Annotated in this window: 18 protein-coding genes; 7 read left to right on the top strand and 11 right to left on the bottom strand. The window is 51.5% G+C overall.

The window, feature by feature from the left end; genetic code table 11:
* Nucleotides 1-100: 100 nt before the first annotated feature.
* From HCG48_RS15730 to HCG48_RS15715, 4 genes are all read right to left on the bottom strand, one after another.
* A complete protein-coding gene (locus HCG48_RS15730) occupies nucleotides 101-376 on the bottom strand; it encodes a Calvin cycle protein CP12 (RefSeq protein WP_246259578.1) in 276 nt (91 codons plus the stop codon).
* 177 nt (nucleotides 377-553) lie between these two features.
* A complete protein-coding gene (locus HCG48_RS15725) occupies nucleotides 554-1,699 on the bottom strand; it encodes a mechanosensitive ion channel family protein (RefSeq protein WP_168570004.1) in 1,146 nt (381 codons plus the stop codon).
* Nucleotides 1,674-2,774 (bottom strand): mechanosensitive ion channel family protein, encoded by a 1,101-nt coding sequence (locus HCG48_RS15720; RefSeq protein WP_168570003.1) that lies wholly within the window; start codon nucleotides 2,772-2,774, stop codon nucleotides 1,674-1,676. Before HCG48_RS15720 ends, HCG48_RS15725 begins: the two co-directional genes overlap by 26 nt.
* 282 nt (nucleotides 2,775-3,056) lie before the next feature.
* Nucleotides 3,057-3,227 carry a hypothetical protein gene (locus HCG48_RS15715; RefSeq protein WP_168570002.1) on the bottom strand — a complete coding sequence of 57 codons (171 nt, stop codon included), beginning with the start codon at nucleotides 3,225-3,227 and terminating at the stop codon, nucleotides 3,057-3,059.
* A gap of 300 nt (nucleotides 3,228-3,527) precedes the next feature.
* On the opposite strand from HCG48_RS15715, the gene HCG48_RS15710 reads away from it, so the two are divergent.
* The gene (locus HCG48_RS15710) at nucleotides 3,528-5,009 is read left to right on the top strand and encodes a protein adenylyltransferase SelO (RefSeq protein WP_168570001.1); all 1,482 of its coding nucleotides are present in this window, start codon (nucleotides 3,528-3,530) and stop codon (nucleotides 5,007-5,009) included.
* A gap of 71 nt (nucleotides 5,010-5,080) precedes the next feature.
* On the opposite strand, the gene HCG48_RS15705 is transcribed toward HCG48_RS15710, so the two are convergent.
* Nucleotides 5,081-5,473, bottom strand: a complete 393-nt coding sequence (locus HCG48_RS15705) for a hypothetical protein (RefSeq protein ID WP_168570000.1) — start codon at nucleotides 5,471-5,473, stop codon at nucleotides 5,081-5,083.
* 173 nt (nucleotides 5,474-5,646) lie between these two features.
* On the opposite strand from HCG48_RS15705, the gene HCG48_RS15700 reads away from it, so the two are divergent.
* The 3 genes from HCG48_RS15700 (at nucleotide 5,647) to HCG48_RS15690 (ending at nucleotide 7,864) form a co-directional block, all read left to right on the top strand.
* Entirely contained in the window at nucleotides 5,647-6,504 is an 858-nt protein-coding gene (locus tag HCG48_RS15700) for a DUF6671 family protein (protein ID WP_168569999.1), read from the top strand.
* Between the two features lie 192 nt (nucleotides 6,505-6,696).
* Complete coding sequence (locus tag HCG48_RS15695) at nucleotides 6,697-7,044, top strand: 4a-hydroxytetrahydrobiopterin dehydratase (RefSeq protein ID WP_168569998.1); 348 nt, start codon at nucleotides 6,697-6,699, stop codon at nucleotides 7,042-7,044.
* A gap of 169 nt (nucleotides 7,045-7,213) precedes the next feature.
* Nucleotides 7,214-7,864: a class I SAM-dependent methyltransferase gene (locus HCG48_RS15690; RefSeq protein ID WP_168569997.1), complete on the top strand. Its 651-nt coding sequence runs from the start codon at nucleotides 7,214-7,216 to the stop codon at nucleotides 7,862-7,864.
* 20 nt (nucleotides 7,865-7,884) lie between these two features.
* On the opposite strand, the gene HCG48_RS15685 is transcribed toward HCG48_RS15690, so the two are convergent.
* The gene (locus HCG48_RS15685) at nucleotides 7,885-8,811 is read right to left on the bottom strand and encodes a 3'(2'),5'-bisphosphate nucleotidase CysQ family protein (RefSeq protein ID WP_168569996.1); all 927 of its coding nucleotides are present in this window, start codon (nucleotides 8,809-8,811) and stop codon (nucleotides 7,885-7,887) included.
* Nucleotides 8,804-9,274, bottom strand: a complete 471-nt coding sequence (locus HCG48_RS15680; protein WP_168569995.1) for a hypothetical protein — start codon at nucleotides 9,272-9,274, stop codon at nucleotides 8,804-8,806. Before HCG48_RS15680 ends, HCG48_RS15685 begins: the two co-directional genes overlap by 8 nt.
* Before the next feature lie 382 nt (nucleotides 9,275-9,656).
* Between HCG48_RS15680 and HCG48_RS15675 the strand changes: the two genes are divergently transcribed.
* Entirely contained in the window at nucleotides 9,657-10,898 is a 1,242-nt protein-coding gene (locus HCG48_RS15675) for an ATP-dependent 6-phosphofructokinase (protein ID WP_168569994.1), read from the top strand.
* Nucleotides 10,899-10,929: 31 nt separating this feature from the next.
* On the opposite strand, the gene HCG48_RS15670 is transcribed toward HCG48_RS15675, so the two are convergent.
* Complete coding sequence (locus tag HCG48_RS15670; protein ID WP_168569993.1) at nucleotides 10,930-11,142, bottom strand: hypothetical protein; 213 nt, start codon at nucleotides 11,140-11,142, stop codon at nucleotides 10,930-10,932.
* 16 nt (nucleotides 11,143-11,158) lie between these two features.
* Here HCG48_RS15670 and HCG48_RS15665 point away from each other — a divergent pair, with 16 nt between their 5' ends.
* Both HCG48_RS15665 and hypD read left to right on the top strand, forming a co-directional pair.
* The gene (locus tag HCG48_RS15665; RefSeq protein ID WP_168569992.1) at nucleotides 11,159-13,462 is read left to right on the top strand and encodes a 6-phosphofructokinase; all 2,304 of its coding nucleotides are present in this window, start codon (nucleotides 11,159-11,161) and stop codon (nucleotides 13,460-13,462) included.
* 50 nt (nucleotides 13,463-13,512) lie between these two features.
* Nucleotides 13,513-14,619 (top strand): hydrogenase formation protein HypD, encoded by a 1,107-nt coding sequence (gene hypD, locus HCG48_RS15660; RefSeq protein ID WP_168569991.1) that lies wholly within the window; start codon nucleotides 13,513-13,515, stop codon nucleotides 14,617-14,619.
* A 210-nt stretch (nucleotides 14,620-14,829) separates the two neighbouring features.
* Here hypD and HCG48_RS15655 read toward each other — a convergent pair whose 3' ends face one another.
* The 3 genes from HCG48_RS15655 to HCG48_RS15645 all read right to left on the bottom strand — a co-directional run bounded on the left by HCG48_RS15655 (nucleotide 14,830) and on the right by HCG48_RS15645 (nucleotide 19,436).
* Nucleotides 14,830-15,543 (bottom strand): pentapeptide repeat-containing protein, encoded by a 714-nt coding sequence (locus tag HCG48_RS15655; RefSeq protein WP_168569990.1) that lies wholly within the window; start codon nucleotides 15,541-15,543, stop codon nucleotides 14,830-14,832.
* Nucleotides 15,544-15,738: 195 nt separating this feature from the next.
* On the bottom strand, nucleotides 15,739-17,937 hold the full coding sequence (locus HCG48_RS15650) for a DUF1565 domain-containing protein (protein ID WP_168569989.1): 2,199 nt from the start codon (nucleotides 17,935-17,937) through the stop codon (nucleotides 15,739-15,741).
* Between the two features lie 65 nt (nucleotides 17,938-18,002).
* Nucleotides 18,003-19,436 carry a DUF1565 domain-containing protein gene (locus HCG48_RS15645; protein ID WP_168569988.1) on the bottom strand — a complete coding sequence of 478 codons (1,434 nt, stop codon included), beginning with the start codon at nucleotides 19,434-19,436 and terminating at the stop codon, nucleotides 18,003-18,005.
* Between the last annotated feature and the right edge of the window lie 225 nt (nucleotides 19,437-19,661).

The following is a 19,661-nucleotide window of genomic DNA, read 5'->3' as shown; positions in this document are numbered from 1 at the left end:
ACCGCAAAGTCTGAGGCCGTTTCGCGCGATCGTTGGGGTCGGGCGATCGCGCGATCTTTGAGGTCAATCGTTAACCGTCAACAGTCGGGAGCGATCGCGATCAAACGTCGTACATCCGGGCTTCTTGAGCTTCGGGATGTTCCGAACAATAGACTTCAAAGGCGTTTTTCGGCAATTTTTCGCGACGATGAGCGGAAGCTGACAGTAATTCTTCGACAATATCCCACGCAACCGCGCTTTCACGAGATTCTACCCCTTTTTCGTCGGTAATCGCTCGTGCTTCGGCGATCGCGTCGTCAATGCGATCTCCTAAAGTTTTTTCGGCATAAGGGCTGACACCGAGGGGAGTTGCGGAACTAGCGAACGTTGGAGACATGAGGTGTATCCCTCCTGAAATATAAATCTGTGGTTCTTTGACAGAGTGAATCCGTCGAAAACCATCATTTTTGGACCTCATGTTTTTATTCTAGCCCCGTAAACCCGATCTGGAAGGGGGTAAAACCGTAACACTTCATTACCAAACGCGATCGAGTGTAAACTTGTCCGGTCTGCCTCACAAAGTGACCGGAGACTCCACGTAAATCGTCGGGTCTTGCATCGTAAATTCGACGCCGAACGATCGCAATTTGTGCGAAATCGAATCGTTGGCAATTTCGAGCAATCGCTTTCTCAACTCAATAGAGTTTTCACTGGATCCGAGAATGAAGAAAGTAATGCGAGCTTGGGTAATTTCTTTCTCAAACCCTTCCTCATTGCGTTTGATGAAGCGATCGTTAAACGTAATTTTCGTACTCCCCGGATCGATACCAAACAAAGAATTCGTGCTTTCCTTCACCGTCTGTTGAACGAGAGCATGTTCCCGTTGGTCTAATACCCGAAAAAACTCAAGATAGAGTAACACCATCACCTTTTTCGCCCGGGTAATATTTTCAATTTCCATACTAATCAACGTCGAATTCGGGACGATAAATAAGGTGCTTTTTGCCGAAGTTCTGATTTTAGTAGAACGCAAGCCAATCGACTCGACCCGTCCTAACTGACCGTTTTGCAAGCGAATGTAATCCCCGGGAATAAAAGGACGGTCTAAATACAAAACGATCGTACTGAGTAACTGTTCTAAAATCTTTTGGGCGGCGAAAGCCACCGCCAAACCCCCAATCCCCAAACTGGCCATTAAACCAATTAAATTGATGCGCAAACTATTGGCATAAACCAAGGCGGCAAAAAAACCAATCACGATATTGGCTAATGTCTCGAAAACAAGCAGAAACTCATCGACTTCTCGCCCGAGTTTGCGAATCAAGTCAATTCCGTAAAACCGAACAAACTGACGAAACAACCGCGAGAGCAACCAAGCCACACTACTGACAACTCCGAGATTAATAAACGGAGTTAGAAAATTGTTAATTGCTTGATAATCTTGCTCCAACCAGATAAAGGTTAGAGAAATCAAAATAAACTTCCCGGCGGTTTTGAAGGCTCCTTTAATCGGATCGATCAAGTTATCGTAAATAATCGTAACTTGCTGGGGAGAAAAGCGGTGAATAATGATTCTAACGATGCTCGGGGTATATTCGCCAACCAGCAAAGACAAGCAGAAAAATATGAAAAATCCGATTAATCGCCGGATTTCTGGCTTGACAAAGAAACTCAATACATCGGAAAAACTCATGTTAGATAGTAATTGGGGAATCAACATAAATGGTAGACTCTTCAATATCAAATTCAATGCCGTAACCTCTCAACTGTTGAGTAATACTTTGAGTGGCTAAATCGAGCAGTTGACGCCGTAAATCCATCGAGACATCGCCAGAACCTAAGATGAAAAAGGTAATTTGAACTTGGGTGATATTCTCACCGCCATTTTTGCGATCGCGGAATGCTACATCGGTATTGCGCGAGTCGATCCCAAAAATATCGTCGGTACTATTGACAATGGTTTGACGGATTAAGGCGCGTTCTTCACTGGGGATAACTTGATGCAAATTTAGATATAAAATAGCCATCACTTTTTTCGCCCCAGTGAAGTTTTCAATCGTAACTTGAGTCAGGGAACTATTGGGGACGATGATTAAGGTTCCTTTCCCGGAAGAGCGGATTTTTGTCGATCGCAATCCGATCGATTCGATCCGTCCAAAAGTGCCGTCGGGTAAGCCGATATAGTCATCGACCGAGAAAGGGCGATCGACATAAAGCACGATTCCACCGAGGAGTTGCTCTAAGGTTTTTTGCGCCGCAAAAGCTACCGCTAAACCGCCAATTCCCAAGCTTGCCAAAATCCCTAAAATATTGATTTGATGAGCTTGAGCGAAAATAACAATTGCGACAAAAATAAAGGCCGCATTAGCGATATATTTGCCGAGAATCAGTAATTCGCTATTCGTTTTTCTCCCTTTTCTCAACGCCGCATCGAGTAAGTAGACATCGAAGAAATTGGAAAATAACCGAGAGGCTAACCAAGTTGCGGCGATCGCCAATGTTAAACTCAGGGGAATTTCAACAATCTCAAACCATAGATCGTTGGGAGAAGGAATAATCAACCAAGAAATATCAGTAATTCCTAAAGCAATGACAATCCCAATTAAACTCCGATAAGGATCGACAATTTTAGAATAAGTATCTCCGGCTTTTTCGGAAACGGCGATCGCGATCGCGGGTTGAATCATTTTCGGAATGAAATATCCTGCTAGAAAGGCAATCGCCCCGGAAATTGCTAATAAAAAAAACTGGAATCCCGGATCGACGATGACTCCTTCAGGAAAAGCATCTAACATAGCAAAACTCCACTAGTTTGCCGATGACATCAAAAAAGATTACTCGACAATTAGGGGGGAATAAATTTTATCAAAAAGCCAAAATACGGTATAAAATCGGAGATCTATAGAGAAGTTTTTGGCTTCCATTGCCGTCCGTCAACGGAGATGACGATCTAAAACAGGGCAATGCTAAAAAGTAAGTAAAAATCCCCAAACAAATCGGCACCAGTACAGAGACAGGTTGCCACAATCGTTAGAGGTTCGCCATTGCCAACAACGACAGCTTATCGAGTAATCTGCCTATATTATATAACGGCGATCGCGATCGTCGGAAAATCGGGATTGCCGTTCGCGAGTCAGCACAGAGAATTGACGACGGGAGAATTGGCCTTCCAATCCAATTTTTAGTTCGGTAATTTCTGAATTTGAAGGAGTTAAGAAACTGCTATATAGCCGTCCTAAATCAGTCAAGTCAAGGTGACCCCCCAACCCTTGGAAGTGGGAGCATATTGCTCCCTGCTTGGGTTACAAATTATTTAAAATTACTATATAACTCTTTCCCAATCACGTCTGTTGGCCAAACTTATATCGATCGTCGCCAAATTGACCTAAAATAAACTGTATCCCGTGTAAAAACGGATTCCCTCACCAACGCCGAGGAAGACGAAAAGCAAGATCTAAAATCCAAGATCTAAAATCTAAAATTCCCAACCGTGCGATCGATCGCACTTCCTGGCAAAATCAAAACAGACCACTGGCAAAATCGGACTGATGACTCTAGAGGAAACCCCCAACCCCGCGACCGACAATCCCCTGCTCGATCTCGCTTACGAACCCTTCCTAGAAAACCTAGGGGACGACTATTACGATATCGTAACTGCCGCCGATTTTCCCCTGCATCGGTTGCGTTTTCGCAATGATGACTTGCTGGCTAAAATTGGCCTCAATCCGGCTACCGTCCGCGATGACGACTTGATCGAAGCCTTCGGACAGTTTCGGGGAGTGCGTCCGTTTCTCGCTTTGCGTTATCACGGCTATCAATTTGGCGAGTATAACCCACAACTCGGCGACGGTCGCGGCTTTATTTACGGCCAACTCAGAGGTACGGATGGTAAATTATACGATCTCGGTACCAAAGGAAGCGGCAGGACGCCCTATTCGCGCACCGCAGACGGTCGCCTGACCCTCAAAGGTGGCGTTCGGGAAGTTCTAGCCGGGGAGATGCTGCATCGCATGGGGGTGAGGACATCGCGCTGTTTGACGGTCATTGAAACGGGGGAACAATTGTGGCGCGGGGACGAACCCTCGCCGACGCGATCCTGCGTGATGGTGCGCCTGAGTGAGTCTCACATTCGTTTCGGAACCTTCGAGCGCTTACACTATCTGGGTCGTAAAGATTTGATCGCCAAATTGGTCGATCGCACGATCGCGCAATACTATCCCGAAGTCGATCGCGCCAACGCCGATCCGGTCGTTCCTTATGCACCCGGCGATCGCCCGAGTTCGACCGAAAAATATATATTGTTTTATGCCGAGTTAGTCAAGCGGGTAGCAAAGTTGGCGGCGCAGTGGATGGCGGCAGGCTTTTGTCATGCCGTTCTCAACACCGATAATATGGCCATTACTGGGGAAAGTTTCGATTACGGCCCTTATGCGTTTATTCCTCGTTACGATCCTCAATTTACTGCCGCTTATTTCGACTATTTCGGACGTTACAGTTACGGCAACCAAGCGCCGATTTGTCGCTGGAATTTACAAATGTTACAAGTGCCTTTGCGCGCGATCGCCGACTCCCAAGAAATGGACGCCGCTTTAGAACCATTTTACGATTATTACAATCGAGAATATCGCCGTTTGATGCTGGCAAAGTTGGGATTCGCCGAAGGGTTTCCAGAAGAAACCGGGACGGAGTTAGTAAAAACAACGATCGCCTTATTGCAGCAAACAGAAGTCGGCTATCACGAGTTTTTCTGGCAAATTCGCAAACAGTTCGATCGCCACTGGTGGGACGATGTAAACCAAATTTTACCGAACTTCTCCGATGAAGAAGTTGTCACTCATTGGCGGCAGTGTTACTACCATTTACTGCAATTTATTTCTGTAGACGAACTAGAGATGATGACCGAACGCTTGGCCTGTTACAACCCAGAAACAGTGATCGTCCGTCCGGAAATTGAGGCGGTTTGGGAACCGATCGCCTTACAGGACAACTGGGATCCCTTTTACCATTTACTCAAACGAATCGAACGATAGATCGTCGATGGATGGCAATCGACGATCGAATTGAGATGGAATGGATTTCTGTAGGAAATTCGCGATAATTCTTATTCCGTTGCTTCCGGTTCGAGAAAATCGTAAAGAATTTCATCGGGTTCGTCGTAAATGACTTCATCCATCGGCGAGAAATTGGGAGGAGGTGAAACAGTGGGAGTCGTGGGAGAGGGGGGTAATGGCCGATCGCGATCGTCGGATAAGTTTTGCAGTTGCAATTGAGATAAAATTTTCTGGAGGCGATCGAGATTTTGGCTTAACTGAGAAACACGATTTTCTAGCACCTCCAGACGGCGATCGTGGGGTGGGGTATCTTCACCGAGATATTGCGCGATCGCCTCTGCTACAATGCAATCGATCGATGTCTGTCTCAGACGAGCAATTTCTTCAAGTTTGCTGTGCCAATCGGGGGGAATTTCACGATTTAGATTAAAATTTTCAGTCACGGTTTGGGGTGGATAGGTGTTGATGGGTCGATCGCCGATTATAGCGAAGTCGTGGAAGTCGAGCCATAACTTTTTATTAATCTTTTTATAAAAAATTCTAATTTACACTTTTTCAAACAATCCCTAATTTAATTTTAAAATTCCTGTCAATTAAGGAGGTCAAAGATCGATTAATGATGACCGCAGATTTTTTAAAAGAACGGGTAGCGGCGATCGCGACCATGCACCGCAAAGAACGGGCGATCGCGCCAATTTTGGCGGAAAAATTGGCAATTCGCAGCATTGTCCCGCAAAACTTTAATACCGATCGCTTTGGAACGTTTACCCGGGAAATTAAGCGTAAGGGAACCCAAATCGAAACGGCACGCTTGAAGGCGATCGCGGCGATCGAACTGACGGGAGAAACGTTGGCGATCGCCAGTGAAGGCAGTTTTGGCCCCCATCCTGCCATCCCGTTTTTACCCTCCAATCGCGAAGTGGTTTTACTGCACGATCGCACGATGGACTTAGAAGTGATTGGCGAAGCGATCTCTACAAAAACAAACTACAGTCATCGGCGGGTTTCTTCCGTTGAGGAAGCCTTAGCATTTGCCGAAAACATTGGATTTCCCGAACATGGATTAGTGGCGATCGTGGGCGATCGTGAGAATGAGGAGATTTTTAAAGGAATTAACAATTCAGAACAGTTAGCAGACATTATCGAAACTGGGATCGCGCGATCGGCGGATAAAAAAGTTCATTTAGAAACCGACATGCGCGCTCATTTCAATCCTTTACGTCTCCAAGTTATCGAACAAGCAACCTTAGATTTAATCCGAAAATTAGAGTGCAGTTGTCCCGAATGCGATTGGCCCGGATTTGATGTTATCGAACGCAAAGCGGGGTTACCTTGCGAGTGGTGTCATTTACCCACTTCGTTGATGTTAGCTGAAATTCATGGCTGTAAAAAATGTGGATTCAAACAGGAAGTTTTGTTTCCTCAAGGACGAAAAACCGCTAATCCTGGGGAATGTCATTATTGTAATCCCTAAACTAACTGAGTCTTCTCTCTATTGTTCGTGGGGTTCACTCCAAGATCGAGATAGGTGTATTGTCTGCCGATCGCGAGATCGGGAAGCCAATCGCTTTAAAATTAAAAAAGATAATTTTCTAACTTTTGGAAGAGGTAGATCGCCGCAAAAAATGATAGTTTGAGAATGCAGTTGAAGAGATTAAAAATTGCAATGGCTACCTTAACTCAAGAAAAATGCTCGGCGTGTAATAAGCAGTCTCAACCTGCAAATGCCGAAGAAATTGCCGAATTAAAACCGCAAATTCCGGAGTGGAATTTAATTGAAGTCGAGGGAGAACCACGACTGCAGCGAACCTATGCTTTTAAAAACTTCAAAGAAGCCCTCGCATTTACCAATCAAATCGGTCATTTAGCAGAAGCGGAAGGACACCATCCCGCCTTATTGACTGAATGGGGAAAAGTGACGGTAACCTGGTGGACGCATACGATTTCGGCATTGCACCGCAACGATTTTATTATGGCGGCAAAAACCGATGAAATCGCTAGTTCTGCGAATTAATATAAGGGCGATCGCCCGTCGGTGCAAATCGATCCAATGGGGTCTAAAATTCAGTCATTATCTAACCCTATATTTCCGTAGAGACACGGCATTGCCGTGTCCTATCTTTTCGATTTTTGTCAATCCTTCGCTTAAAATATTGAGATAAAATCGAACGGAGGGGTAAACGATGCAACTCAAACCGAATCAGCGAACTAAGTTGGATGAAAGTGACGATCGCCTCTTTTATGCTTATCCCCGATTCGTCACCCATGTCGATAATGGATTTATCGATCGCCTCACCCAGTTATACCGCGATCGCCTGCGACCGAAGGCGGAAATTCTCGATTTAATGAGTTCTTGGGTGTCTCACCTTCCCGACGATCTGGAATTTTCCCGGGTGGTGGGACACGGACTCAATGAGGAAGAGTTGGCAAAAAACCGGTGTTTTGACGAATATTTCGTGCAGGATTTGAATAAAAACCCGATTTTACCGTTAGAAGATAACCGTTTTGATGCGGTTCTCAACGCGGTATCCGTGCAGTATTTGCAACAGCCGGAAATTATTTTTGGGGAAATGCTGCGCGTTCTCAAGCCGGGAGGGGTGGCGATCGTCAGTTTCTCGAATCGGATGTTTTATCAAAAGGCGATTCAAGCTTGGCGGGACGGAAGTGAGGGCGATCGCTTGAAATTAGTCAAAGGTTATTTTAACTCGGTCGAAGGCTTTGGGGAAGTAGAGGCGATCGCCCGTCAGTCGGAGGTTCCCACGATTTTGCAATTATTGGGAATGGGAGGTGGCGATCCGTTTTATGCGGTCGTCGCCGAGAAAAAGGTTCCCTAACTCCGAGGCGATCGCGGATTCTATCTAGACCCGATCTGGCTGCGGCGGCGATCGATCTCACTCAACCCCCGCGCGATCGCCGATCGCAGGGCGTCGTGACAGCCTCCGGTGGAGGCGATCGCGCAACCCCACTGACTGATATCGGCGCGATTGTACTGCAACGGCGTACCGTCGAGATAGGTACATCGTCCCCCCGCTTCGGTCAAAATCAATTCCGGCGCGGCCAAATCCCAGTCCTTGGGAGCGGTTCGACCGGACAGAGAAATATAAGCGTCGCCGTTGCCTTCGATCAAAGCGGCCATCTTACAACCGATACTCCCGAGTTGCGGGCGGTGACGACAGGGAAGGTGAGCCAACAATTGATACAAGCGACTGTCGCGATCGGAGCGACGGGTGACGACGCACAACTCTTGGAGGCGATCGCGCGGGGAAACGCGGACCCGAGTTTGCTGTCCGTCGCGGGTTTCGAGGAACGCCCCACCGCCGAGGTGGGCGTAATAGAGCTTGTCGGCGGCGGGAATGGCGACCACGGCGACCGCCGGACGCCCTCGGTAAGCGAGGGCGATATGAATGGCGTAGTTGGGATCGCCGTGAATGAACGATCGCGTCCCGTCGATCGGGTCGATAATCCAGACCCAATCGTGGCGACAGCGATCGCGCGAGTCGGGATCGAGTTTGTAGGTTTCTTCGCTGACGAAGGCGTAGTCTTGACTACCGACGGCGACGCGCAATTGTTGCAAAATGTAGTGACTGGCGGCCAAATCGGCGCTGGTCACCGGGCCGTCCGCTTGGTGACGAACCCGCAAGCCTCCGGTGGCGTTGCCGTGGTGGGGGACGAGTATATCGGCAGCGCCCCAAGCGATCTCACGAGCGATCGCGCCGAGTCGGTTTAAATCCCGCCCGTCTATCCGGGCGGCGGTCGAGGCGATCGAGGGGGGGTTACTCATCGGCGGCGACGGGGGGCTGGAAGGACGAAATCCAATAACGGCGGCAACTCCAGACCAGGGCCGTTCCAACGGCGATGTAAATCAGACCGCGCACTTCAAAGCTGACCCCGGCGAGGCGCAAGACGATCCCGATTCCCATCATGGCGAAAATCAGGGCGATCGTTTTGGCGCCGAACATCTGAAAGATGCTTTTAAAGGGGTTGGGTTCGTCGAGGGTTTCGACGCGATCGATGACGCGGTTGGCGGTGCGATCGAGAATCAGTTTTCCTTTGATCGAACCGACGGTGACGGCGGCGAATCCTCCGAGTAAATGGGTGCGGTCGAGGAATCCTAAATAAGGGAAGTGAAACCAGAAAACTAATCCCATTGTCAGCAACCCCGTTCCGACGAGGGTCCAAATGGCCCCAGCAATCCACAAATGTTGCGCGCGGGTCAAACCGAGTTTTAGATCGTTGGTCTGCATACAATCTGACAATCGTGGGTGTTCATCTCGATTGTCTCTGGCTTTGGCCGAAAAATCTACCCTCCTCCGGGGGCGATCGCACGGGAAAGAGGGATCGAAACGACTTTTTAACGGCTTTTTGAAGGTAGAATTGTAGGGGCGATCCAATCCCTACAATCGAGAATCAAGAAATTTGTAGTTTTAGTTTTTATTAAGAAGATAGATTGGTTTTTTTGCCGAGGGGGCGATCGAAAAAACAGGGTTAAAATGAGCAGTTTTTGGCTTTAACAACAAGATCTTAAGTTTTTGAAAAGAATGTAATTTTAACGACATAGCGGGCTGGCAAGGGATTGATTCCTTGTTAAATTAGAAAAACAGCGTCTTGTCATTTTAAGCATAGTTTATGAATAATTCGTCGAAAAAACGGATCGGGATTCTCACCAGTGGAGGCGATTGTCCGGGATTGAACGCGGTGATCCGTGCCGTGGTCAAATGCGCTTCGCATAAAGGCTGGGAAGTCTACGGGATTCCTTACGGAACGGACGGTTTTATCGACATTGCCAACGGCGATCGCCAGCCGGAAGACCTGAAACTGTACGAACACGGCTACGACATCCCCGGACTGCTGCAGGGGCTAGATGTCTTGCAATTTCTAAGCGGTAGCGTCCTCGGATCGTTGAGTAAAGGCAACACGGGAGATCCCGAGATCGCCGAGAAAATTATACAAGGATATAACCGTTTGGAACTCGACGCCCTGATCGGGGTCGGCGGCGACGGAAGTTTGGAAATTCTGTACCAACTCGCCCAAAAAGGACAGTGGAAGCTGATCGGGGTGCCGAAAACCATTGACAACGACGTGCCGTTTACCGAACGCTCCGTGGGCTTCGATACGGCAGTGGATACGGTGACCGAGGCGCTTTACGATTTGACCTTTACCGCCGCTTCTCACGAACGGGTGATGGTGGTGGAAGTGATGGGACGAGATGCGGGACATTTGGCCCTTCATGCCGGGATTGCCGGGGGGGCGGACGTGATTTTGATTCCCGAACTGACCCCGATCGTCAATGAGGAGGTCGTGCATAATATTTGCCATAAAATTGCGCGCTTGCACCAGGAAAAGCGCAAATTCGCCTTAGTGGTGGTGGCGGAAGGGGTCAAGCACCAGGATCGGCGCCAGTCGCGGGCGATCGGGGATTACGTGGCGAAGCAAATTAAGGCGTACAGCAAACACTTGTGCGATCGCGACGCGATCGAGTTTTGCGGGATGCAGGAAGTCGATACCCGGGTGACGGTGTTGGGTCACTTGCAGCGCAGTGGGACGCCGTCTTCGTTCGATCGCCTGTTGGCGACCAGTTTCGGCATCAAAGCGGTGCAACTGATCGATCGCGAACAATACAACCGCCTCGTGGTGTGGGAAGGGGGCAAAGTCGAGAGCAAGCCGTTAGAACAGGCGATCGCCCTGATTTCCCAAGCGCACCAACAGCAGCGCTGTCCGTCCCCGGTGGACTCCAACGGCTTTATGGTACAAAGCGCGCGATCGCTGGGGATTTACGTCGGCGACCCGAGCGCTTGGAATACTCCCCAACCGCCAGCGCCGACAGTGGAAGTGGCGACGGTGGAAGAAGCGAGTCAGTCCAGTCTCTAGGCTCGCGCGGCGATCGATCCCGAAAAAAAACCTAAAAATCCTGACATCCCCGGCGGGTTCCGCCGAGGGTTCGATCGGCCTTGACGGCGCTTGACGCGGGCGATCGCGGCCATCGGAACCGCACAAATTCGCCTCGGCGATCCACCCGGCGATCGGGATCGGGAGGGGGTGAGGACGATAAAATTTTTCTGGTTTCGGTCTGAGGTGCAAGCTGAGGGGTCGTCACCGTCGTCATTGTCAGCAAAGTTGGGAGATAGATCGTGCAGGAGAAAAAACGTCTCGGAGTTCTCACCAGTGGCGGCGACTCGCCGGGAATGAACGCCGCCGTCCGGGCGGTAGTCCGCGCGGCCCTCGCCAAAGGGGCGGAAGTCTACGCCATTTACGAAGGCTACCAAGGCATGGTGGAAGGGGGAGAATGCCCCCTCCCGGCGCCTTCGAGTCGCGACAACGAACCGTTTATGGGCAATGTCAGCCTGCCGCAACAAGCCTGCATCCGTCCGATCTCCTGGCACGAAGTCAGTGGTATCCTCCAAAAAGGAGGAACGATTATCGGAACCGCGCGCAGTTTGGCCTTTAAAACTCGGGAAGGTCGCCGCCGGGCTGCCCGCAACTTAATCCGCGAAGGGATCGATCGCCTCGTGGCGATCGGTGGTGACGGCACCCTCACCGGGGCCGACCTCTTCCGGCGCGAATGGCCGGAATTACTGAAGGAATTAGTCGAAAATGGCGAAATTCGCCCGGAAGAAGCTGCCGCCTATCCCCAGCTCGCGATCGTCGGGCTGACCGCTTCGATCGACAACGACATGTACGGCAGCGACATGACGATCGGCACGGATACGGCTTTACACCGGATTACGGAAGCGGTAGACGCGATTTCCTCCACCGCCGCCAGCCACCAGCGCACCTTTGTCGTCGAAGTGATGGGGCGCAATTGCGGCTATTTGGCCTTGATGGGGGCGATCGCCACCGGGGCCGACTGGGTGATGATTCCGGAACAACCGCCGCAAGATAACGGTTCCTGGGAAGATCGAATGTGTAGCGTCCTCAAAGCCGGACGCGACTCCGGACGCCGGGACACGATCGTCATCGTCGCCGAAGGGTCCCGCGACAGTGACGGCAATCCGATTTCGAGCGATCGCATCAAACAGGTCCTCGAAGAACGCCTCGGCGAAGACGCGCGGGTGACGATCCTCGGTCACGTCCAACGCGGCGGGTCTCCCAGCGCCTTCGATCGCAACCTCAGCACCTTGCTCGGTTGCGCCGCCGTTGACGAAATTCTCAAAGACGAACCCCATCCCGAACCCCTGCTGATCGGGATGCACGGCAACCGCATCGTGCGATCGCCCCTGATGCACTGCGTCCAACAAACCCACGTCGTCGCCGAGGCGATCGCCAACGGCGAGTACGAGCGCGCCATGGACCTGCGCGGCAACAGTTTTAAAGACGCCTGCCACACCTTCCAAACCTTGATGCAAGCCGCTCCCCATACCCCATCGAGCGATCGTCAATCCCGGCGGATCGCCGTCCTCAACTGCGGCGCCGCCGCCCCCGGCATGAACACCGCCGTCCGCGCCGCCGTCCGCCTCGGCATCGATCGCGGTCACACCATGCTCGGCATCGATCGCGGTTTTCGCGGCCTGATCGACGGCAGCATCAAAGAACTCGGCTGGCTGAGCGTTCGCGGCTGGGCCACCACTGGGGGCTCGGAACTGGGAACCAGCCGCAAACTGCCCGAAGGGCGCGACTTTTACCAAATTGCCCGCCAGTTGGAAGCCCACGACATCCACGGTCTACTCATGATTGGCGGTTGGGCCGGATACGAAGCCATTTACCAGCTTTACTCCCAGCGCGATACCTTCCCCGCCTTCAACATCCCCATGCTCTGCGTCCCCGCCAGCATCGACAACAACCTCCCCGGCGCCGAATTGAGCATCGGCACCGATACGGCCCTCAACAACATCATCGAAGCCGTCGATAAAATCAAACAATCCGCCGTCGCCTCCAACCGTTGTTTTGTCGTCAAAGTGATGGGACGTTACTGCGGTTATCTCGCCGTCATGAGTGGCTTGGCGACCGGGGCCGAACGGGTTTACATCCACGAGGAACAAATTACCCTCACGGACCTGCAAAAAGATATCACCGACCTGATCGAAGGCTTCAAACACGGCAAGCGCGTCGGTCTGATCGTCTGCAACGAAAACGCCCACCCGGTTTACAATACCGACTTTATTTGTTCCCTGTTTGCCGAAGAAGGGCGCGAAGTCTTTCAAGTCCGACAGGCAATTCTCGGACACCTGCAACAAGGGGGCGACCCCACCCCGTTCGATCGCATCCAAGCCACCCGACTCGCGGAAAAAGGGCTCGATTTCTTAATCGACGAAGCCCAAAAACCCAATCCCGCCGGAGCGTTTATGGGGGTTGAAGGCGGTCAGGTCAAATTTATCGACCTCAGCTTGATGCCGCGCATGGTCGATAAGACGTTCCGACGTCCGAAAGATCAATGGTGGTTTGATATTTGGCCGATGAGTAAAATGTTGGCTCAACCGCCGAAAAAAATCGGTTAAATCCGTGGATGGGAAAAATAATCTCACAATCAGAGAGAGAGCGAGTAGCCATGAAATATGTAGAAGAATATCGCAACGCCGACTTAGCCCGGGATTACGCCCGCGCGATCGCCGAACTCGTCACCCGTCCGTGGACGATCATGGAAATTTGCGGCGGTCAAACCCACGCGATCGTCAAATTCGGCATCGACGAGTTATTGCCGCCGGAAATTACCTTAATTCACGGCCCCGGCTGTCCGGTATGCGTCACCCCCGTCAGCTCGATCGATCGGGCGATCGCGATCGCCAAGCGTCCGGAGGTTATCTTTTGTTCCTTCGGCGACATGCTCCGCGTTCCCGGTAGCGACACCGACCTCCTCGGCGTCAAAGCCGACGGCGGCGACGTGCGGATCGTTTACTCCCCCCTCGACTGTCTCAAACTCGCCAAAGACAACCCGGACAAGCAGGTAGTATTCTTCGCCGTCGGCTTTGAAACCACCACCCCCGCGACCGCCATGGCCGTCTATCAAGCGCGCCTGCAGCAAATTGCCAATTTCTCGACGGTCGTCTCTCACGTCCTCGTCCCCCCGGCGATGGAAGCGATTTTATCCGCTCCCAATTGTGCCGTGCGAGGGTTCCTGGCAGCGGGTCACGTCTGCACCGTGATGGGGTATAGCGAATATGAGGCGATCGCCCCTAAATATCAAGTGCCGATCGTCGTCACCGGATTTGAACCCGTCGATATCCTCCAAGGGATTTACATGTGCGTGCAACAACTGGAACGAGGACGCGCCGAAGTCGAAAATCAATATACCCGTTCCGTCCGCTATCAAGGCAACCCCACCGCTCAAAAGCTCGTCAGGCAAGTGTTTCAAGTCATCCCCCGCCAGTGGCGCGGCATCGGCGAAATCCCCCAAAGCGGTTTGGGACTGCGCCCGGAATATGCCGAGTTCGACGCCGAACGTCGTTTCGACCTCGGTCACGTCCGCAGCAGCGAATCCCCGGATTGTATCAGTGGCGAAATCTTACAAGGGGTCAAGAAGCCTCACGACTGCCCCGCGTTCGGTACCACCTGCACCCCGGAACATCCCCTCGGCGCGCCGATGGTCTCTTCCGAAGGGGCTTGTGCGGCTTACTACCGCTACCGCAAGCACGCGACGGAACGGGCGATGGTGTGAGAAGGAGGGAGGGGATCCCTCGGAGGGCGATCGATCGTCGATTTTCTTTGAAAATGGATCGGATCGAACCCAACAATGAGTTCTAGAGAAAAATTAGGTGTTGACGATTTAGTTTTTGACGATCGAAAAGAGGAGCGATCGCGCCGAGTCTGGCTCAACTGTTGAGAATTAATTTCAAGCCCTTCGATCGCCCAAAATTCGATTCAAAATTCAGGAAACTTTTTTCTGTTTGCAAGAAAACAGGCGGAAGTTTAAAAATTGCGACAAGACCGAATCGTCAACCCGTTTTTCTAAATTGCAACTGCGGCGATCTTCGGCGTCACGGCTTTCACACTGCAATCCAGGGGTTGCGCGATCGAAGCGATCGGGAAAAATCGTATTTTCGTTATAAATGGTATGGTGCAAATGGGCAAAACGCAGATCCGCAAAGCGCAAATCGGCAAAGCGCAAATCCGCACCACTCAAATCCGCACCGCGCAAGTCCGCAAAGCGCAAATCCGTAAACCGTAAATTAGCACCGCTCAAATTCGTCCCTTTCAAGTTCGCACCTTTGAGATCCGCATTTGTCAAATGAGCGCCCTTTAACCGCGCAAAACTCAAATCGGCGCCACTGAGATCCGCATTACCTAAATGAGCATCCGCCAAATTGGCATCGTAGAGATTGGCGCTGCTGAGGTCCGCACTGTTGAGATTGGCTCCCCTCAAATTCGTCCCGCGCAGAGTGGCGCTGCTGAGGTTCGTAAATCCCAAATTCGCACCACTTAAGTCCCGTTCGGATAAATTGGCGCCGTTCAAGTCACAACCCGCACAATGGCGACTCTCTAGCTGGCGAGCGATCTTCCCGGCGTCTGCACTACGGAAAACTGGCACGGACGGCGACACCCCGTTGCATTTCGCGCCTGAAAACCCAGTGTTTCTAGCCATGACGATTCCCCTGATGTAGCTGACAAATGTTGTTATACCGTAGATTCACTGAGTTCTATTTAAAGAGTCGATGAACTCTGCTGGAGGTTCCGTAAAATCTCTGCGAAATGGCGAGCCATCGAGCGATCGCCGCCCCATCGGTTCCTTCTGTCCCGTCAACGATCGATCGCCCATCGATCGCCGATCGATCGTCCCTCAATCGGTAAACCACAATCCCGGTTCCGGTTGCACGCGATCGCCCCAAAAAGCCAACGGCACGATCGCCCCCGTTTCTACCTCTTGCACCGGATTTCCTCGCCCTTGAGTGCGATCCAAAATCAGTAAATTTCGTAACACCTCACTCGGATTTCGCTGTTCCTCTCCACTCAAATACAACAACACATTTTCATCGCGACAAACCCCTTGCGCGCCCTCGATCGCGCAAATCGCATTATTATTATTCACCCGACCCGTTGCCAAAAAGATCCCGTTCGGATTGCCGTTATTGAGCGCCACAATTCGATTTAAACTCGGCGTTACCAAACGACAGCGATTGAGAGCCGAACCCAATTCACTATCTTCCCAGGCGATCGACGGTTGTGGGATCGAATCGACTCCCGTTTTAACAAACGTTGCCAACTGGCCGTTATATTCCAAACAAGCGAATAAAGTTTGTTCTGAACTTTGCGAAAAACCGTCGGATTCCCACGCTTCCGTCGGTGCATTCAACCGATCGGCGATCGCATTATTTTCAAATAAATTATCCTCCCTAACCTCCGGCTGACCCCCCTCTAAAATCAACAGTCCGTACTCGCGATTATTATCGACCAAATTCCCCTGTAATCTCGGTCGAGAGCTTTCCGAGACCACTATTCCCGTCTCGTTAGCGCGCACTTGATTGGCGGCGATCGTCGGCGACGAATCCCCGCCGATCGCGATCGCCACTCCCAGATTGACAAATAAATTATTGCGAATTTCTCCAGTCGCATTGCGATCCATAGAAATTCCACTACCTCGACTATTCGTAAACCGATTATTTTCAATGGTAGGATTGGCACTACCGCCCACATAAATCCCATCCCGTCCGTTATTCATAAATGTATTATTCCGGACGATCGCCTCCGCACTATCTTCAATCCAGACCCCCGTTCCTTCCGGGTTAGGATTACTAATCGTTACTCCCACAATTTGAGTATCTGCTAACCCTAAAATAGTTAAATTTTGATTCGCCGCGCTGCGCGTCGAATAAAAACCGCCGCCACGAATTACAATCCCTTCCCCTTGTTGACCTTCATTCCCTTGCAGAATAACGCCACGATTGAGAATCAAGGGAAAAGTTTCGCCACTACTATATTGACCGGGGGCGAGGTTAATCACCGTTCCCGGTCGGGCGCCGTCGATCGCGTAAGAAATCGTGCGAAAAGGGTTATCCGGGCTGTTTCCAGCGCTGGCGCTATTGTTACCCCGCAAGGGATCGACGTAATAGACGGTATGAGTGGAATCGGGAACCTTCGCAGCAGTCGCCGAGGGGGAGGGCGAAACGGGCGGGGGCGTCGGATTCGCGGGAGCTTGAACCGGGGGACGGTCGCGATCGATCGCCAACCTCGGCGGCGTGCGATTGAAGGCGACGGACAGCCCGCGATCGCGGGTGGCGGCGATCAAGCGATCGATCGCGATCCCACAACTGTGACGGGCGTTGATTTCCGGGGTCGAGCAGTTATTTTCTACCCCTTTGCCCCGTCCGTGAATGCCGATCAATTCACCGTCGGCGTTAAAAATAGGGGCGCCGCTCAAGCCACTGCGGGTACGGTTGTCGTAGAGTAAACTGTAACCGCCATCGGCAGAGGGCGGGTTGACGACTTGGGCGATCGCCCCGGCACTGAAAGTGCGATCGCGCCTCGTGCGACGTAAATCGTCCGGATTCGGCCAACCGCTAATATACACAGTGTCACCGGATTGCACCTTTTGGCTGCCCACGGAGGCGACGGGATAATCGCGATCGCTGCGAAACCGCAACAGAGCTAGATCCGAACCGACGATCGCCCGTTCGCTTTCCGGGTCGAGACGCCCGAACCCGATCGCGTCCGGACTCCCTTCAGACGCATCGACGTAATGCACTTGTCCGTCGGGAGTGACGATCGCGTGGAACCCACCCGTCCGCCAGACGACGTGCCACGCCGTGACCACATAATAGGTATTACCACTGCGCGCGACGATCGCCCCACTGCCCGTTTTTTCCCCTTCGACGATCGCCCGATTGCCTTTGGCGGTCAAATTGGGACCGATCAACACGGACACTTGGGCGGCGATATCGTTGACTTGCGCCGGAGTCAGGGCGAAGACGGCAATTTCGGAAACGGCGATCGCCACGCAGGCGCCCAAGGCGATCGCGCCGACAAAAGAGTTTTGATTCATAGAGATCGATGGCGGGTTCGCCATCGACCGCGATCGCGAACCCGCGATGATTGAGGATTACAACGTCAGATCTCTCCTTGATTCACGAACCACAAGCCCAATTCCGGTTCTAAATTGCGCGCGACCGATTCGAGAGGGGCGATCGCTTCTTCTCCCAATTCCTGCACCGGATTGCCTTTACCTTGCACGCTAAACGCAACTAATCGGCGCAACACTTCGGCGGGATTGCTGGCGTTGTCACCGCTCAAATTAAATAGCATGTTCTCCGGTTGGCAACTTTGGCGCACGTCATCGACCAAACAGACCACTTTGGAGTTATTCACCCGTCCGGTCGCAAACAGCATTCGATCTAACTGACCGCCATGATTCACCACTAATTGATTTAATTTTTGCGTCACTTCGCTACAGCGATTTTGTGGCGTATCGAATTCCCGATTATTCCAAGTAATCATCGGTTGGGGAATCGATGCGAGCGTTTTATGGGCGATCGTCGCGTAGCCGTTTCCGTAAGGTTCGCAACTAAATTGGGTGTTATGGGAGAGGCGATCGTCCGGTGTCGGGGGCGTATCTTGTTGCCCTCGGGTAATCAGTTGATTCGTGCGTTCGTTGCCGCGAAATACGTTACTTGAGGCAATTTGGGGCTGGGATTGGGCGATCGCCACCAAGCCGTAATCCGTATTATTTTCGATCGTGTTTCCTTGCAACACCGGGCGCGCTTGTTGGGTGACGACGATGCCAATTCGGTTCTGGCGAATTTGGTTATTGGCAATCATCGGCGTGGAATTGTGACCGATCGCCAAGCCAAATCCGGTATCGTGAAATTCATTGCCGATAATTTGTCCACTCGCGTCGCGCGTCACCGAAATTCCATTGCCGCCGTTGTAGGTAAATTTATTATTTTCGATCGTCGGATTTCCCGTTCCCGAAACAAAAATTCCCTCGCGATTGTTGTTGACAAAGGTGCTATTGCGGATCGTCGGATTGGTATTTTCTACCCAAATTCCCGTTCCTCGGGTGTTGGGATTGGTGACGGTAACCCCGAGAATCTGACTGTTATTTCCCGCCGCGATCGTGATATTTTGTTTGGCCCAACTGCGTGTCAGGCGATCGCCGCCTCCGGTAATTACTACTCGTTCGCCGTGTTGCGATTCGTCCCCACGCAAAATGACACCGCTTTTCACTTCTAGGGGAAAGTTTTCTCCCGCACTGTAACGACCGGGAGCAAGCTGGATGGTGGTTCCAGAGGTGGCGCGTTCTAAAGCGGCGCTAATCGTTCGCAAGGGTTTGGCTTCGCTGCGTCCGTCGCTGGGCGAATCGTTACCTCGTTTGGGATCGACGTAGAGAATGCTTTGTTGGGCGATCGCTTCTCGATTTAAACTGCTTTGTTCGGCGATCGCGCGGTTTCCCGCTTGCCAGCGACCGTCAGCTTGAATGGTTAAGCTCGTAGCACTAATTAGGCCAATTGTCGTCAATAATATTGGATAGGTAAATTTGTTCATAATTGAACTCTACTTGTATAACCTTTCAGCTTGTTTATTACTACAGCAGATTTTTGGATCGTCCTCCTAAATAAGCCCCAAATAATCGAATTTTCCGGATGTTTTTTATTCGCCACCAACAAATAAATCAACTCCGGAGTAGGTTCTATTTTGTTGTATTTGCAAAGCTTTAAATTCAGCCTGGGGTTTTTAAGCGCCCAACTCTCTCCCGCCCCATTTCGATGA

The organism is Oxynema aestuarii AP17 (assembly GCF_012295525.1).
GTDB classification, from domain to species: domain Bacteria; phylum Cyanobacteriota; class Cyanobacteriia; order Cyanobacteriales; family Laspinemataceae; genus Oxynema; species Oxynema aestuarii.
The sequence above is the reverse complement of the archived record's forward strand: the minus strand, read 5'-3'. Positions and strand labels throughout refer to the sequence as shown.

What these genes read in the sequence shown, in the direction of transcription:
- HCG48_RS15720 (WP_168570003.1), bottom strand. Translation starts at nt 2,774, where the DNA reads ATGTTAGATGCTTTTCCTGAAGGAGTCATCGTCGATCCGGGATTCCAG.
- HCG48_RS15690 (WP_168569997.1), top strand. Translation starts at nt 7,214, where the DNA reads ATGCAACTCAAACCGAATCAGCGAACTAAGTTGGATGAAAGTGACGAT.
- HCG48_RS15680 (WP_168569995.1), bottom strand. Translation starts at nt 9,274, where the DNA reads ATGCAGACCAACGATCTAAAACTCGGTTTGACCCGCGCGCAACATTTG.
- HCG48_RS15645 (WP_168569988.1), bottom strand. Translation starts at nt 19,436, where the DNA reads ATGAACAAATTTACCTATCCAATATTATTGACGACAATTGGCCTAATT.
- HCG48_RS15675 (WP_168569994.1), top strand. Translation starts at nt 9,657, where the DNA reads ATGAATAATTCGTCGAAAAAACGGATCGGGATTCTCACCAGTGGAGGC.
- HCG48_RS15700 (WP_168569999.1), top strand. Translation starts at nt 5,647, where the DNA reads ATGATGACCGCAGATTTTTTAAAAGAACGGGTAGCGGCGATCGCGACC.
- HCG48_RS15725 (WP_168570004.1), bottom strand. Translation starts at nt 1,699, where the DNA reads ATGTTGATTCCCCAATTACTATCTAACATGAGTTTTTCCGATGTATTG.
- HCG48_RS15695 (WP_168569998.1), top strand. Translation starts at nt 6,697, where the DNA reads ATGGCTACCTTAACTCAAGAAAAATGCTCGGCGTGTAATAAGCAGTCT.
- HCG48_RS15710 (WP_168570001.1), top strand. Translation starts at nt 3,528, where the DNA reads ATGACTCTAGAGGAAACCCCCAACCCCGCGACCGACAATCCCCTGCTC.
- HCG48_RS15655 (WP_168569990.1), bottom strand. Translation starts at nt 15,543, where the DNA reads ATGGCTAGAAACACTGGGTTTTCAGGCGCGAAATGCAACGGGGTGTCG.
- HCG48_RS15730 (WP_246259578.1), bottom strand. Translation starts at nt 376, where the DNA reads ATGTCTCCAACGTTCGCTAGTTCCGCAACTCCCCTCGGTGTCAGCCCT.
- HCG48_RS15650 (WP_168569989.1), bottom strand. Translation starts at nt 17,937, where the DNA reads ATGAATCAAAACTCTTTTGTCGGCGCGATCGCCTTGGGCGCCTGCGTG.
- HCG48_RS15685 (WP_168569996.1), bottom strand. Translation starts at nt 8,811, where the DNA reads ATGAGTAACCCCCCCTCGATCGCCTCGACCGCCGCCCGGATAGACGGG.
- hypD (WP_168569991.1), top strand. Translation starts at nt 13,513, where the DNA reads ATGAAATATGTAGAAGAATATCGCAACGCCGACTTAGCCCGGGATTAC.